Below are 13,954 nucleotides of genomic sequence, written 5' to 3'. Positions count from 1 at the left end.
AAGAACCATGATCCCTGCCATTCACCAGCAGAGATCACGCCCAACTGCGCCAGGCCATCCCCTTCTACCTGGGAAAACAGGATGGAATCCTCTCAATGCTCACGTGCGCGAACCCTTTATCGGCGAACAGTTCGTACCCGATCGCGACAAGCCGCTCCAGTTGCTCCTGCTCGCGTTGCTCGGCGCTCTTGCCGCCCTACACCTTGCCCGTCCTGGCCATCACGTCTCCTCGCTCTGGTTGCACACATGGTGGAGCCCTTGGCTAACCCAGCACAGGAGTCGTCTGAAGCTCGGCCGAGGGCCTTCTATCGCCCGTTGGTTGCCCAGGGGCCAGGGTCCGGTGGCGGGCACTCTGTCCCGGCCCACACCGAGGCCTCTGCAGAAGGGACAGGCGGCTCGCCCACCTGGGATGCGATCCCAGGCCGCCCCCGGGCACCCAGAGGCGTTCAGCACCCTGCAGAAGTGAGTTGGACGACCGGTCCAGCGGCTCTGTCGACTCCTGCAGGGCCGTCTTTGGCCCCGCTACGGGCCGTCACTGACATCAAGGCTTTGCGGGGCCGAGGCGCGCGGGGGCAACACAGGGAGCGGGGGCGGCGAGCCCATCCAGTGAAGGCCAACATCCTCCAGTGCGGTCGTCGTGACCGCACCGACGAAGCGATCCCACACCACCTGAGGGACCTCGAGCACCTTGGGGCTCCACCCCGAAGGCGCGTTCTTCTCGCTGAGCCCTTCGTCGATCTCGAACCGCACCCACCCCGGCCTGTCTGGGAGCTTCTCGGGAGCGTACGTGCCGGCTCTGTTCTCCTGTACGAAACGCACCCACGCGGCGAGCCGGACCTTCACCCGCACCTGCTGCCAGCGGACTTCCACGAACGGGCCGACTGGATCACGCCGCGCTTCCACATACCCCGGCTCACTATCGAACCTGAGACCTTCCGGTGGCGTCTCCCCAGCGTCTGCCGTCCTGGCCGCGTGCGCGCCGCTCATGACGGGTCCTCGCCGCCGACGACTGGAGCGGTCCCGTATATCCGCTTGTGACGCTCACCGTAGAAGCGCACCAGTCGGTGTACGGCGGTCTCCATCGCCGAGCACGGGCACAAGGTGTAGTCCCACCTCCCGCGCACGGGTGGCGGATCGTTCTGGCACCAGCGGAAACGCCACCCGCCCGGCGCCCACTCGCACCAAACCGCCAGTCTGACCGCCCAGATTCCCACCACCGCGATACCCTCGCATTCGCTGATCTGCGAGGTGATCCCGTGCCTTCCCAGGTCCGCCGCCAATGCTCGCGCCAGGGTCCCGGCTGGACTGGCCAGCTCCACCCGCGCTGTCACGTCTTCCTCCCGACCCCGCCTACGAAATCCACCCCCGCGGCGTCGCTCTCGGCGTGTGGATCGTCCGGGCCGGCATGCCACAGCGGGACCCGTACCAGGCCCGGATCCACCAGGTCCGCGTCCGCCGCCGTAAAGAACCGGCGGACCTGCGCGACGGTTCGCAGCGTCACTGGCGCGGACGCCCTCTGGTACGCGGCCATCGCGGCGAGCGTCACCTTCGTCTCGATCACATGCGAGATGACCAGGAAGCTTCCTGGCCTGGTGACCCGCATCAGCCGTTTCACGATCTGGTACGGATCCTCGGCGGCTGTGACGAAGTGCAGGCTCGCTACCAGCAGCAGGCACACGGGCTTATTGAAGTCCAGGTAATTCGACGCGTCCGCCAAAATCGCTTCGGGATCGCGCAGATCCCCTTCGCGCATCACCGTGCGGTCATCGGTCGCCAGCAGCGCTCGCCCATGCTGGGCCACGATCGGGTCGTAATCCACGTACACCGTCCGCGCGTCAGGCTCAATGTTCTGCGCCACCTCGTGCACGTTGTCCACCGCGGGCAGCCCCGTACCGAGATCAAGAAACTGCAGCACACCGGCCTGAGCGGCGAAGCGCACCGCCCGGGCCATGAACGCCCGATTCGCCCGCGCGCACAACGCCGCGGCAGGATTCAGCCGCAAAGCCTCCTCGGCTGCGGCCCGGTCCGCCGCGAAGTTGTCCTTGCCGCCGAGGAGGTAGTTGTGCATGCGCGCCACATTCGGCACAGTCGGGTCAATCGACTGCGGCGGCCGCCGCTCAGGCTGACGCCTGGACAACGTGTCCAGCTTCGGCCAAGCGCTGGACGCGATCGATTCCTCGCCCCGCTGGCGAGTGTCTGTCGACCCCACATTGCCGCCGTCGCCAGGTAGTGCAGACGGGGAAGGCGTTTCGCCGGGAATCGAACGCGGCTCACTTCGCACCGGTCGCCGCCGTACTTTTGCCGCCGTCCGACCGCGTCCTTTCCTGGCCGACCGACCAGTGCACGAGAGCAACGGACGACTCTCCTGGTAACCGGGGCCGGCTGGCACGGCGGAATCCGCCATAGCCGGAGGCTGGGGCGCCGGACGTGGCTGCGGTGCTGAGCGCGGCGGCCACGATGCCCACGACAGGCAACGCGTATGACACCGCCGCGGAAGCCAGGGCTGGTCTACAGTTCGTCATTGTCGGATCTCCGATATCCGATGGGCTGGGTCACGCCGCTGCGGTGGCGTGACCGAGCTCAATTACTTTCCAGGGCGCCACAGGGCTTGGGTCCGATTTCGGCTGCGGACGAAGAAGACTTCGCCGCCCGCAGCGCGAATCTGCTGTTCACGTTCGGCCGCGAGCTGCCCCGGCCCAAGATGCTCAGGCGACGGCAGCACCACGCCCACAACCTCGCTAATGGCGATGACGTCCAGCAGCGCGGTGAACGCGACTGACCGCTGGCCGCATACCGAGCTAACGCGTTCGGTAGGTACCGCCGCCAGCAGCAGGCCACGCCGATGACAGTAGTCATCCAGCACTGCCCGAAGGCCCATCGCCTTTCTGGCCGACACCCCGACAAGCCGGAGGTAACCGCATACGACACCGTGCGGGGTGCGCTGTTCGACATGAGTCATGATGCGTCCCAAGTATCGTCGGCGTTTTACCTGGTGAGGGGTGCGTGCATCGATCATGCAAGCCTTGTTCCAGCCTGTGGAGAGGAGCGGTGTTGCAGTTCCGTTGCAGGTCCCTGCAGTTGGGCCTCGAAACGTGCTTCCATTTGGGTGTGGCGACGGTCGTGGAATGGACGGGCGCGGAAGCAACCGCCCTGCGCAAGGCATTGCGGCTGAGCGTGCGCGCCTTCGCCTTGTTCGTAGGCGTATCTCAGCGAACGGTTTCCAATTGGGAAAGCATGGGGGTGCTCACACACCCGAAGGCCGATACGGAGGCACTGCTTGACGTCGCGCTGCGTCAAGCCGACGAAGATGCGTACCGCCGGTTTAAATCGCTTTTGGCCGCCATAGGCCGGTCAGCGTCGCTCTCAGATGACAGGATCAGCCGGGTGGTGCCGGGGCGCTGCCTGGTGCCGAGTGCTGCGCCAGGCAGCAGCGCGTCTGCCGGCCCCAACGGAGGGCTGGATTTCCTTCCCTCCCGAGCCGGCATGCTGGAGGCGGCCCAGACGTTGTGGGTGGGTGACCTCGACCAAGAGGGCTGGCTGCAGTTCGACGAGGTGCCCGCGTCGATGCTCATGGCGCCGATGGGCAGGTGGCTCGTTGCTCTGCCGCCCGATCCAGCGGGGCAGACGAGACACACCCGCCATGTCACTGCCGGTGATGTGGAGGCGGTGCGTGCGACAGTGAGAAGGTTCGAAACTCTTGATCATCGCTACGGGGGCGGGCACGCCCGCAAGGCGGCGGTGGCGTTCTTGCAGGGCGAGGTCGCGTCCATGCTGCACGGCTCATACACCGACCGTGTGGGCCAGGACCTGTTCGCGGTGGCCGCCCAGTTGACGTACAAGACTGGTGCGATGGCGTACGACCTGGCCATGCACGGCACGGCCCGGAGGTATTTCGTGCAGGCGCTCAACCTCGCTCATGCCGCCGGCGACCGGCCGCTGGGCGGCAAGGTGCTCGCCCTGGCATCCCACCAAGCCACCTTCGTCGGCGAGTACCAAGAGGCGGTCGATCTGGCCCGAGCTGCCCGGTATGGCGCCGGCAGCAGAGCGACGCCGACCGTGCTCTCGATGTACTACGCGATGGAGGCCCGCGCGCTGGCCAGCCTCGGTGACCGGCGTAACTGCTACGCCGCATTGAGGGAGGCCGAGCGAGCATTCGCACAGCGGCGCGAGGGAGAAGATCCCGACTGGATCAGCTATTTCGACGAGGCGGAATTCCATGACGAGTTCGGCCACTGCTTCGCAGGTCTGCGGGACACAAGCGAGGCCCTTACCCACACTGGCCTTGCCCTTAGCGAGTCGAGCCCCACGTATCGCCGGTCGCGGACGTTCTGCCGACTGATCCAAGCCGGTGTTCATGTCAGCTCGCGCAGGCCCCGCAGGCACGACGTGGAGCTGGCGTGCGCGACGGCCGCCGAGGCGCTCGCCATGGCTGGTGACCTGAAGTCGCGGCGAGTCCAGACCTACGTCGAGCGGTTCAACGACCAGCTGGCTTCGTACACGGCCCTGCCGGTCGTCGCTGACTTCCGCGAGCAGTGGCACGAGGCCCTCGCACTCACGTAGCGCTCACGAGGCGGACCTGCGGCAAGCCACCGACGTCGCGGCCTAAGGCCACCCGAGGCCAGTCAGGTCCCCGGCGTCCACGGGCGGCGGGGAGCGGCAGGGTCACGCAGCGTCGCTATGCGGTTGAGCACCTCGGGGATCAGCCGCGGCTCCCGGCCGGTACGGCCTGCCAGCCACGTCGTCATTCGCAGCTGCCTCACGCTCGCCAGCGTGGAGAAGCCATCCCACTGCGTGATGTCCCAGCCGTAGCTCTCGACGAAGGCGGCATACTCCGTATCGTCGTACCATCCGACCAGGTGGTAAACCGCCACCACGACCAGATCCCACTCGATCGGCCCGACGGCGAACCTCTCTAGGTCCAGCATGACGGTGCGGCCATCGGCGCCGCGAACGAGGTTCTTCCGATGCGGGTCGCCATGGATGGCGCGCAGCGAATGGACGAACGGCAGGTTGTCATAGGCGGCCCGCAACTCTTCCAGGTGATCCAGCAGGAAGCGCCTGTCCTGCTCGTGGAGGCCGGTGGCGTCGCGGATATGGGAGTCCTGGCGGTAGAACGGATCAAACCTGGGCAGCAACCCCTCAGGCGGGACGGGAAGCGCATGCAGGCGCCGCAGCAGCGCGCCCATGTCGGCCGGCCGCCCCTGCTGCGGGGCGGGAATCTCCTCCCAGAATGTAATCACCCGCCCGTCACACAGCAGTGGCTGGTCCGCCACCATGGCGGAAGGCCGCACGGCGGGCAGATCCTGCTCGGCAAGCCACGCGGTCACGCGAAGCTCCCGCTCGACTGTGGCTAACGCGGGCATCCCCCACGCCACCCGGGCGACGATGCGTTCGTGGGGAAGCCTGAATACCCCGTTGTCGCCGACGGGGCCGAGCAGGGTGGCGTCCGAGCAGTTCAGCTCCCTCTGCTCGCATGCGAGATGGAGAGCGCGGAACGCGGCCGCCGCGGTGAAAGACGCGGCTTGGCCATCGGCCGTCATGGCCTGAGGTGCGGGGTGCTGGAGGTGGTCATCGTGTCAAGGATACGAGCGGGTCCGCCGCCAGCCGAAGGGCGGTTGTGCCGGGTTGAAGGCGTCGCATGCACCAGGCCGAAGTGCCGCTGGGTAGGGGAGGGTACGCGGCAGCGTAGGATACGCGAAGCGCCCACTGGCGCTGGGGCTCGGGCGAACAGGCGCATCGGCGCTGGTGGCCCCTCGACCGAGAAGTGGGGACAGCGGACCAGCGTGCCGCCCTCGTGCTCGTGCTCCCCCTTGAGCTCGAGATGCTGAGCGTACGGGGACAGTCGGCGGACTGTGTGGCGCCCGGGGCCGAACGTGAAGAAGAACGTGCTGAACGAGGCATCCGGCTCGATCTCGGTGCGGCATACCCGGGCGCTCACTGAAGCCGCCCCTCACCGGCCGTGCGAGCTCGGGCACCGCGCCTGTCGTGGCGGGCACGTCCAAGGCCGAGCGGGCAGCGCGCCGGCCGGTATTGCAGGGTCGCGCGCCGATTCACCCGCGCTTCGGGCAGATGGGGGCCAGATCGCCTGGTGGGGCGCACGGGTGCACCCCTATCCTGAGGCTACTGCTCAGACCGGGCATATGACAGATAGTCAGGATTGTGTTGACATTTCATTCTAGGCTTAAGAAAGTTGGACATGTCATGGGCAGTAAAGTGCTAGGTCAACTCCAGGGTCAGCCCATGCTGGTCGGTGCCTATCGGCATTGCTTGCTACGAGGAAGAGCAATTGGTGAATCTGTGGGTTGAGGTCTTCGACGAGCATCTGGCGCAGGCTCAACTTGAGCGTTGCTTTCAGCGTCTGTTCGCAGAGTGTGCAAGGCAGAAGACTGACGCAAGGCGGAGGGCTAAGCTCGGGTGGGCAGCTCTGAGCAGCAACGATGAGAGTCCTGTGATGGCTGAGGTCGCCCAGTTGACCGACGCTCCAGCCGGTCGGACGGCCGAGTGGGTCTGGGCACCGCCCAACCTGAAAGCGGGGGCACGGCGGACGAGGCGACTGATCAAACGATGACGCCGTGAGGGGTCGGGTGCCAGCTCTATCCCAGGCGGGAGCGCACTGAGCACCTTCTGAAGACCGCGTTGCCGGTAGGACCGGAACACTTCTGGGGAAACGCCGTGTGGGGCATGAGTGATCGACTGCATATACAGGTACGGCGACTGCCGGTGGACCCAGGTGCGGCCGGCACTCCCTTGGTGGAACTGGCAGGGCAACGTGTGTCGCTGACGAGCCTGCGCCGAGTTCCGGAACGCTTCAGCAGCCTGTTTGGAGCCGCCAAGGCAGGCGTGGGGTACGGCTTGTGTCTGTGTAGTACGCCGCCGTTACGTCTGGTGATCCGGGCCGGGAAGGGTCGGTACCACCTGGCTGGCTGGCCCGGCGAAGGTGACCAGCATGCCACCGGGTGCGACTTTCACAAGCTCCTGCAGGTGTCGGGGCGGAGCGCCTACACAGCTGGAGCCATCGAGGAGACCGAGCAGGGCACCCGGGTCCGCCTGGCTGTCCCGCTGCACCTGCGATCCGGCCGGGCGGCGGCAGCGCGGACGCCGCCTCCCGACTTGGATAGCGTGCCGTCGGCGACGCGCCGGTCGGTCGGGCTGCTCGGGTTGCTGCACCTGGTATGGCAGGATGCGGGCTTGTCGGAATGGCGAGAACCGGGCCAGTGCAGGACCTGGGTCGACTGCCACCGGGCATTGAGCCATGAGGTGGCCACCTGCGCTGTTAGCGATGTGCCCCTGAGTGCGGTGCTGCATTTGGTGCCGCCGTATCGGCCGGAGACCGCCAGGGCGACTGCGCTGGCTTTCGATCGCTTTTGTGGCGAGCTTGGCACATCGGGCCGCACGACTCGCCGAGGTCTGATCTTGGGTGAGATCAGGTTGATCGAGCCGACGCCGTACGGGTACCGCATCGCGCTGCGCCATCAACGCACACCTGTGTTCAGCGACGCGCAGCTCCTGGATCGGGTCGCCAGGTCCTACCGCGCTGCGTTCTCCGCGTCTCTTCCGGAGCAATCGCGCCGGATCGTGCTAGCCGTTGTCGAGCGAACGGGCCGAGGCTATCTCCGCGTGGTCGATATGGTTGCGATGTTGACCAACGCACAATATCTGCCGGCGGAGTCCAGCCACGAAGTACGCCTGACTGACCATCTGGTCGCGGCTGGGCGGGCGTTCGTCAAACCGCTGCGCTATGAAGCGGGCGCTGCCGTATTTCCCGATTTTATCTTGGTCGACGTCGACCCCAGGGTCTATGTTGAGGTCTATGGCGTACAGGGCCAGCAAGCCTATGAAGACCACAAACGCGACAAACGTGCCTACTATGCCGCCGCCGGCATACCGGTACTGGAATGGGAGGTAGGTGATCCACTCCCGGATCTGCCCGGTTAGCCGCGCGTCCGGCCCGTTCGCCACGCAACGTCCAGGATCAGCGCGAATATGACAGTAGCAAAAGCTCCGACGATCACGGGGCTGGGCATTCCGGGTGCTCGCTGAGACGACGTAGGCCCCGTGTTGAAATCATCGAAGCGAGGGCTGTGTGCAGGTCAGCGGCGCTTCCCCGGGTCTGATGTGGCGTTCCGGTCTTGCGCGCCTTCAGTTCTCGTCCTGTCACGGCTAATGGCTGGCTTCGTACTTCACCACAACAGTTGAAGCGATGCGGCCGCGCTCGCTTACCGGCAGGCCGTGAGCTTTGGCCCATTGCCGGATCTCGGAACTCTTCTCTCGGCTCATCCCACTGGCCCCACTGCCGCGGGCGCGGCGACGCGTGGTTGAGACGCTCGCCCGGCGCGCATGCTGCACAAAAGGCGTAAGCGCATCTCTGAGTTTTTTGGCGTTCAGGTCGCTGAGGTCGATCTCATAGGACGAACCATCGATTGCGAAACCTGCCGTCTCGGCCTCGCCCCCATCGAGGTCGTCGATGAGGATCTCCTGAATCCGCTTAGCCATTGCCTGTCCCATCGAAAGGTGTGTCTACATGCTCTGGATACCACAAACTTAGCGGTATTGGCATGCCATGGCGACGAGATGCGGTGAATGTCGAAGAACTATGCCGACATCGAAGACTATCTCGCTCAGGTGCTCTGGGAATATTGGCGCCTTCAGGGAGGGCCGAGATGACCGGCTGAGCGGTGAGTCTCATGCAACGATCGCCAGGCGGGGGAGGTCGGTGGCCGTAGGGGAAGCGGTTGCGCGTTTTTCTGGTAGGGCGTGACACACATTGCTGTCCGTAGCACACCACGAGGCTCAGGGGGTGAGGAGCCCAGAGAATGGTGATCAGGAAGCAGCTCCAGTAGGGACAATGAGGTAAGCGAATGGGTGTGACCGCGGCCGCGCCAGCCTTTGCATGAATGAACGCCCGGGTCGCTACTGTGCCGGATCGCGGTTCGACCCGCGGCCCCGTGCCCGGCTGCGGCACGGATACCTGGGCCGGCGCGTTGTCGTTCACCTCAGACAGCGGTGGTGGATATGTGGTTGGTGTCGTGGCCGGCCTGCCTCTGCCGTTCGCCGGTGACGGGGCGCTCCTCCAAGCTCGCAGGCATCGTATGAAGTGGGGTGTGGAACCGGCGTAGCGTGGTCCGGCCGTCTTGTCGCGGTTGTTGCGTCAGATGGAGAGTTCGATGCGCAGGTTCACGGCATCACGGCGGGCCAGCGCGGCTGCTGTGCGCAGGTGGGGAAGGGTTTCGACGGTGGCATGGACGGCGGGGCCGCCTTCCAGGTCGAGCAGCGGTGCCAGCACATGGGCGAGCTCGCGGGCGATGTAGCCGATGCGCTGTTGGCCTGCGGGCAGGTGGACGGCGATGGCGTGGGGATCGGCGAGGTTGTCTCGTTCGCGCTGGAGGCGGACGAGATCGCCGGCCTGGGTGTGCTCCAGGAGGGCGGCGGCGCCGAGAGGGCCGATCCCGCGCAGGGGGACGGTGAGCGTGCCGGTTTCGCCGATGGCCAACGCCCACGCCTGCCGGGGGGTGAGCAGCACGGCGGCCCGGTCCAGGAAGAGTCGGGCGGTTTGTCGGCTCACCCAGCCCGCCACTGCTTCGGGCGTGAGCGCGGTTGCCCAGGACAGGAAGGGGGCGAAGCCTTCACCGGGTGTGGCGGGGTAGAGCTGGCCGAGGGCGATGGCATCCCGGCGGTTGCGCACACCGATGCTGGCGGCAAAACACGCCGGCTCGGAGCTGACGCCGTACTTGACCATGGCAGCGCACGCGGCGATAGGCCCAGTCAGAGGCAATCCGTCGCGTTCGTGCTCCCACAGTTGCACGATCGCTGAGATCATCCAGGCCAGATCGTGCACCACCAGCCGGTCGAGCACTTTGACGAACCGCATCGGGTCGTCTTGGCCGAGACGGGCGCCGTGGCGGCGGCGTAGGTCGTCGACCGACATGCCGTCCATCCAGTCGCTGGCCAGGTCGACGAGTACGCCGACGTCGGCGACCCGTTCCTGGGCAGCCGAGCGTTGCAGTTCGGCCACGGTGATGGCCTGACGCAGCAGCGCCTGGCGCAGTTCCGGCCAGCCGTCGTCGGTGAGCAGGCCGGGATCCAGCTCGGTCAGCACGGCCAGGAATTGGGCGGCTGTTCGGGCATCGGCGCAGCCGGACAGGCTGAGTCCGGTGCGCAGGTAGGCGGTGCGCAGCGTGCCGTCGGGGATCTGGGCGGCCAGGGCGCGCATGCGGCGGCTGGCAAAGCGGGTCAGCGGCGCGAGCGGATAGTGGCGGGCGCCGAGCTGGGTGGCCGCCAGAGTGGTGCCCAGCGCCTGGTCGACGGCGCTGTGCAGGAGGGCTTCGTCGTCGGTGTCGACGACCTCCTCGGCCAGCATGGCCAGCAGTTGCAGATCGAGCACGGCGGCCCAGTCCGCGGCTGCGGTGCCGGTGTCAGGGTCAGCGAAGTCAAGGTCGGTCGGGACGTCGGGCCCGTTGGGAAGGCGCGCTTGCCCGGGCATCCGGGCACGCAGCAGATCGGCATACAGCCGCAGCAGGGTGGAGTAGACCGGTTCGAGGGTGGGGGAGTCGAGGTAGCGCCTGCGGAGCCGGCGGGCCTCGGGTTCGTCCTTGGCGATGAGGATGACGTGGCCCTCGGTCTCCCGGAAGGGACGGGCGGCGCGCCCGGCGGTGTTGAGGAAATCGCGCACCGACAGCTGGTCGTTATGGCCGCGGTGGATCCCGGCGACGATCACAGTCTTGGCCGGCAGGTTGACGCCTTGGCCGAGGGTGCTGGTGGCGGCCAGGACACGGATCGCGCCAGCGCGGTAGGCCTTCTCCAGCTCCTGGCGGATGGCTTCGGGCACGTCGGCATGGTGGTAGCCGATTCCTGAGCCGGCCAGGTCGACGAGCTCGTGGTCGGCGCCGGCGTACTCGGTGATGACCTCGATGACCCGCTCGCGCTGGGCGCGCAGGTCCGCAGGCACCAGCCCGGTGGCGTCAGCGCCCAAGACCAGGTCGGCCCGATCTGCGGCCTTGCGGACCTCCCGGGCGATGGTGGCGGTGGAGGCCTTCTTCGGCGCGGCGATCAGCACTGGCCCCAGCCGCTGGTAGTGCACAGCCAGCTCGGCGGCCACGTCCTTGACCTCGCTGGGGAACAACCGGGTCCGGCGCTGGCGCCGGGTGAGCACGTAGGGCAGGAAGAAGCCGTGGTCGGCGTCGCTGGAGCGATACTCCACGAACCCCTGCTGGCCGTCGACCTTGCGGCCCTTCCAGGTGAAGACGCCCATGTTCAGCCGGGAGGGGGTCCAGTCGACGGCGGCCAGGTGTGGATCGGCGGGATCGAGCCAGGAGGCGATCTCGTGCCCGTTGGGCAGCACCGCGGACAAGATGAGCAGCCGGGCGGCGGGCGAGATCCGCCGCACCCGGGTCAGGACCAGTTCCAGGCGTAGTCCCCGCTCGCGCTCACCGAGCAGGTGGCCTTCGTCGGCGATCACGAGCGCGAGCCGTTCGGCCAGGTCGGGATCGTTGCGCAAGAGCAAGTCGAACTTCTCGCTGGTGACGACCAGCACGTTGGTATCGGCGATTAGGTGCAGCTCATAGCCCACGTGCTCGGCGCCGCCGAATAGTCCGGACACACGTAAGGCCACCGGGCCCAGGCTGTCGGCCAGGTGGCGCTCGATCTCGGCGGCCAGCGCGCGCGAGGGCACGATGTAGGTGGCGAGCTTGGGCATCCGGCCTGGTGGTGCCGGGACAGCCAGGGCGTGCAGGATGGCCCACTCGGCCACCTGGGTCTTGCCGGCCGAGGTGGGCATGGTGACGGTCAGATGCGGCTGATCGCCGTCCAGCAGCCCGGCATCGAGGACCTGCCGCTGGGAGAGCCAGACCTGCACCACCGGCGGCCGCGCCAGCGCGCGAGCGCGCAGGTAGTGCTCCCACAGCGCATTCCAGGTGGGAGCTCGGCGCAGCAGCCGCCACGGTGAGGTGGCGACGGCGTCCTCCACGACGTGCGCGAGGTTGTCCAGCAACACCCAGGTGTCGACGACGTTGGCATGCAGCACGAGCCGGGCGGACTGCTCCAGATCGGCCAGGGCGCTCTGTCCGGCGGCGCGTTCGCCGCGCCGCCAGAACCGCACCAGCGCCCGGGCGGCGCGGCCCAGCAGCCCGTAGGCGGCAAGCACCGCGGCGTCGGCGTGATCCAGCGGCTCATCTCCCGCGTCCAGGAGCATCCGCTGGCTTAGCGCGGGCAGCGTCTCCTTGGCCAGCGCGCCGAGCCGGGCCACCTCGGCCAGGTCGCGTTGCAGGATGACGCCGGTCAACGCGGCGATGCCCGCGGGCGCGGCGTGGGCGAGGACCTCGACCGCCGCGGGTGCGCTGCCCGTTGCCAGGTCGATGTCGGCGAGGTAGTCGCCGGCGAGTTTGGCGGCGTTGGCCTGGTAGCCGGCCAGGCTCCAGGTGGAGGCGGCCAGCGCCAGGAGTTCGATCCGGCGGGGAGTACCGGACGGGCGGGCCTCGGCCAGATCGGTGTAGGCCTGCGCGATCGTCGGCAGCTGCCCCGGGTCGCGGCGGCGCTCGCGGCCACTGCGGGTGAGTTCGGCCAGCCGGACCAGGTCGGCTGCCTGCGCGACATGGCCGGGGTCGAAGGTGAAAGCGGGGCGTGGGTCGTCGGGGTGGCGCACCCGCTCCAGCAGGGTGGCCGAGCGCAGCTGTCGCAGCCAGGTGCGGCGGGCCTCGTCGGTGAAGGCGTGCGCGGCCAGATCGGACAAGCGGCCGTCGTAGTCGCGCATCATCCCGTCCCCGCCGCCGACACCTCGGCCGTCGTCGCCGTACGTGCCGCCGACGCTGACACCGGCGCAGAGCTGGGAGCGGACGAGGCCGCGGAATCGGTGCCGGTGCGCGCTTGCGCCACGGCGGCAGCCGTGGTGTAGGCGCGCCCGATCATGGAGCGTAGATCATGTAGCCGGATCACGCTCACCTCGGTGGGGTCGGTCAGCTGGGCCGCCAGGCGTTCCACGATCCGCTCGTCCCAGCCGGTGTCGTCCTGTACCAGCACGATGTGGCGTTCCACCCGGTACGGGCCGACCAGCAGCGCCCCCAGACGGGCACCCAACGCGATCTTTCGGTCCAGCAGGCGCGCTGCGGCGAAATGCAGGCTGGAGGGCAGGTCGTCGAGCACGCCCTGCAGGCTGGCGACGGCCTCGACGCCCACGTTCAACTGCTTGCTGAGGCGTGTCTTCACCTCCGGAGTGGCCACCACGGGCGGATCCTCGCGCAGCCGGAAGGCCAGGAAGTCGACTCCTTGCACTGGCTGGTTGGGCCGATGCTTGAAGCGCAGCTTCAGTAGGGGGACGCACCAGCGGCGTGCGCGCCGGTACCAGGCGCCGCTGAGAGCTTCGCCGAAGTCGCCGCTGCGCACTTTGACGTCGGAGGGAAACTTGTGACTGATCAAGTGATCAGCCAGGGCTGTTTGTCCCAGGTCGCGGAAGGTCTGCTCGAGCAGGGCGCGCTCTTCGGGGTGGACGTAGTTGCGCAGCAGGTCCTGCCCCAGCCACTGATCAGCCGCGTGCTGGTCGACCGCGTCGCTGGTCGTGAGGTGTCGCACCCGTAGCAGCGTGGAGACCTCGTGGGGATCGTGTTGCTGAAGCCATTTTTCGAGCATGCGCCAGCCCGTCCGATGCCGTGAGTAGATCGCCTAGCGTACGGGATGGAGCGATCCATCGCCTCTCCTCACGGGACATCTGGTGGGAGAACCGACCCGCCCGCCCAGATCGCCTCTCGGGTCGTACACGGCGTGGTTCAACCTCGACCTCGGGCATCCCACGCGGTGGTCTGGATGACCCCGATTATGGATCTACTTAGTAAAGGCGTTGGCTATTTTTTACCGGAGGCGCCGCGGGTGGCGACCCTCCGTCGGATGAAAGAAGGAACGGGCTTCGCCCGCGCGCCTGAATAGAAAGATTAAGGATTGATTATCGTTTTCGATGGTGCGAGAGTCT

The 13,954-nt window shown here is 67.3% G+C and carries 10 protein-coding genes; 2 read left to right on the top strand and 8 right to left on the bottom strand.

Features of this window, described 5'->3' with window-relative positions; all coding sequences use genetic code 11:
• Positions 1-522 precede the first annotated feature (522 nt).
• The 4 genes from ACIBVN_RS53260 to ACIBVN_RS53245 all read right to left on the bottom strand — a co-directional run bounded on the left by ACIBVN_RS53260 (position 523) and on the right by ACIBVN_RS53245 (position 2,959).
• A complete protein-coding gene (locus tag ACIBVN_RS53260) occupies positions 523-987 on the bottom strand; it encodes a hypothetical protein (protein ID WP_397149323.1) in 465 nt (154 codons plus the stop codon).
• Positions 984-1,331, bottom strand: a complete 348-nt coding sequence (locus ACIBVN_RS53255; RefSeq protein ID WP_397149321.1) for a hypothetical protein — start codon at positions 1,329-1,331, stop codon at positions 984-986. The genes ACIBVN_RS53260 and ACIBVN_RS53255 overlap by 4 nt, the downstream gene beginning before the upstream one ends.
• Positions 1,328-2,137, bottom strand: a complete 810-nt coding sequence (locus tag ACIBVN_RS53250; protein WP_397149319.1) for an SAM-dependent methyltransferase — start codon at positions 2,135-2,137, stop codon at positions 1,328-1,330. The genes ACIBVN_RS53255 and ACIBVN_RS53250 overlap by 4 nt, the downstream gene beginning before the upstream one ends.
• A 447-nt stretch (positions 2,138-2,584) precedes the next feature.
• Complete coding sequence (locus ACIBVN_RS53245; RefSeq protein ID WP_397149317.1) at positions 2,585-2,959, bottom strand: hypothetical protein; 375 nt, start codon at positions 2,957-2,959, stop codon at positions 2,585-2,587.
• An 89-nt stretch (positions 2,960-3,048) separates the two neighbouring features.
• Between ACIBVN_RS53245 and ACIBVN_RS53240 the strand changes: the two genes are divergently transcribed.
• Positions 3,049-4,560: a helix-turn-helix domain-containing protein gene (locus ACIBVN_RS53240; RefSeq protein WP_397149315.1), complete on the top strand. Its 1,512-nt coding sequence runs from the start codon at positions 3,049-3,051 to the stop codon at positions 4,558-4,560.
• A 62-nt stretch (positions 4,561-4,622) separates the two neighbouring features.
• Here the strand turns inward: ACIBVN_RS53240 and ACIBVN_RS53235 are convergent, their stop codons facing one another.
• Positions 4,623-5,540: a phosphotransferase family protein gene (locus ACIBVN_RS53235; RefSeq protein ID WP_397149313.1), complete on the bottom strand. Its 918-nt coding sequence runs from the start codon at positions 5,538-5,540 to the stop codon at positions 4,623-4,625.
• Positions 5,541-6,681: 1,141 nt separating this feature from the next.
• Between ACIBVN_RS53235 and ACIBVN_RS53230 the strand changes: the two genes are divergently transcribed.
• Positions 6,682-7,935: a DUF1173 family protein gene (locus ACIBVN_RS53230; RefSeq protein WP_397149311.1), complete on the top strand. Its 1,254-nt coding sequence runs from the start codon at positions 6,682-6,684 to the stop codon at positions 7,933-7,935.
• 225 nt (positions 7,936-8,160) lie between these two features.
• Here the strand turns inward: ACIBVN_RS53230 and ACIBVN_RS53225 are convergent, their stop codons facing one another.
• From ACIBVN_RS53225 to ACIBVN_RS53215, 3 genes are all read right to left on the bottom strand, one after another.
• Positions 8,161-8,493 (bottom strand): Lsr2 family protein, encoded by a 333-nt coding sequence (locus tag ACIBVN_RS53225; protein WP_397149309.1) that lies wholly within the window; start codon positions 8,491-8,493, stop codon positions 8,161-8,163.
• Between the two features lie 655 nt (positions 8,494-9,148).
• Positions 9,149-12,748, bottom strand: a complete 3,600-nt coding sequence (locus ACIBVN_RS53220) for a DEAD/DEAH box helicase (RefSeq protein WP_397149307.1) — start codon at positions 12,746-12,748, stop codon at positions 9,149-9,151.
• A complete protein-coding gene (locus ACIBVN_RS53215) occupies positions 12,745-13,560 on the bottom strand; it encodes a hypothetical protein (RefSeq protein WP_397149305.1) in 816 nt (271 codons plus the stop codon). Before ACIBVN_RS53215 ends, ACIBVN_RS53220 begins: the two co-directional genes overlap by 4 nt.
• Positions 13,561-13,954: the final 394 nt, after the last annotated feature.

This window comes from Nonomuraea sp. NPDC049400 (assembly GCF_044466425.1).
Taxonomy (GTDB): domain Bacteria; phylum Actinomycetota; class Actinomycetes; order Streptosporangiales; family Streptosporangiaceae; genus Nonomuraea.
The sequence above is the reverse complement of the archived record's forward strand: the minus strand, read 5'-3'. Positions and strand labels throughout refer to the sequence as shown.

Excerpts from the sequence above, each read along its gene's own strand:
- ACIBVN_RS53225 (WP_397149309.1), bottom strand. The coding sequence starts at position 8,493 with ATGGCTAAGCGGATTCAGGAGATCCTCATCGACGACCTCGATGGGGGC.
- ACIBVN_RS53245 (WP_397149317.1), bottom strand. The coding sequence starts at position 2,959 with ATGACTCATGTCGAACAGCGCACCCCGCACGGTGTCGTATGCGGTTAC.
- ACIBVN_RS53235 (WP_397149313.1), bottom strand. The coding sequence starts at position 5,540 with ATGACGGCCGATGGCCAAGCCGCGTCTTTCACCGCGGCGGCCGCGTTC.
- ACIBVN_RS53260 (WP_397149323.1), bottom strand. The coding sequence starts at position 987 with ATGAGCGGCGCGCACGCGGCCAGGACGGCAGACGCTGGGGAGACGCCA.
- ACIBVN_RS53220 (WP_397149307.1), bottom strand. The coding sequence starts at position 12,748 with ATGATGCGCGACTACGACGGCCGCTTGTCCGATCTGGCCGCGCACGCC.
- ACIBVN_RS53230 (WP_397149311.1), top strand. The coding sequence starts at position 6,682 with ATGAGTGATCGACTGCATATACAGGTACGGCGACTGCCGGTGGACCCA.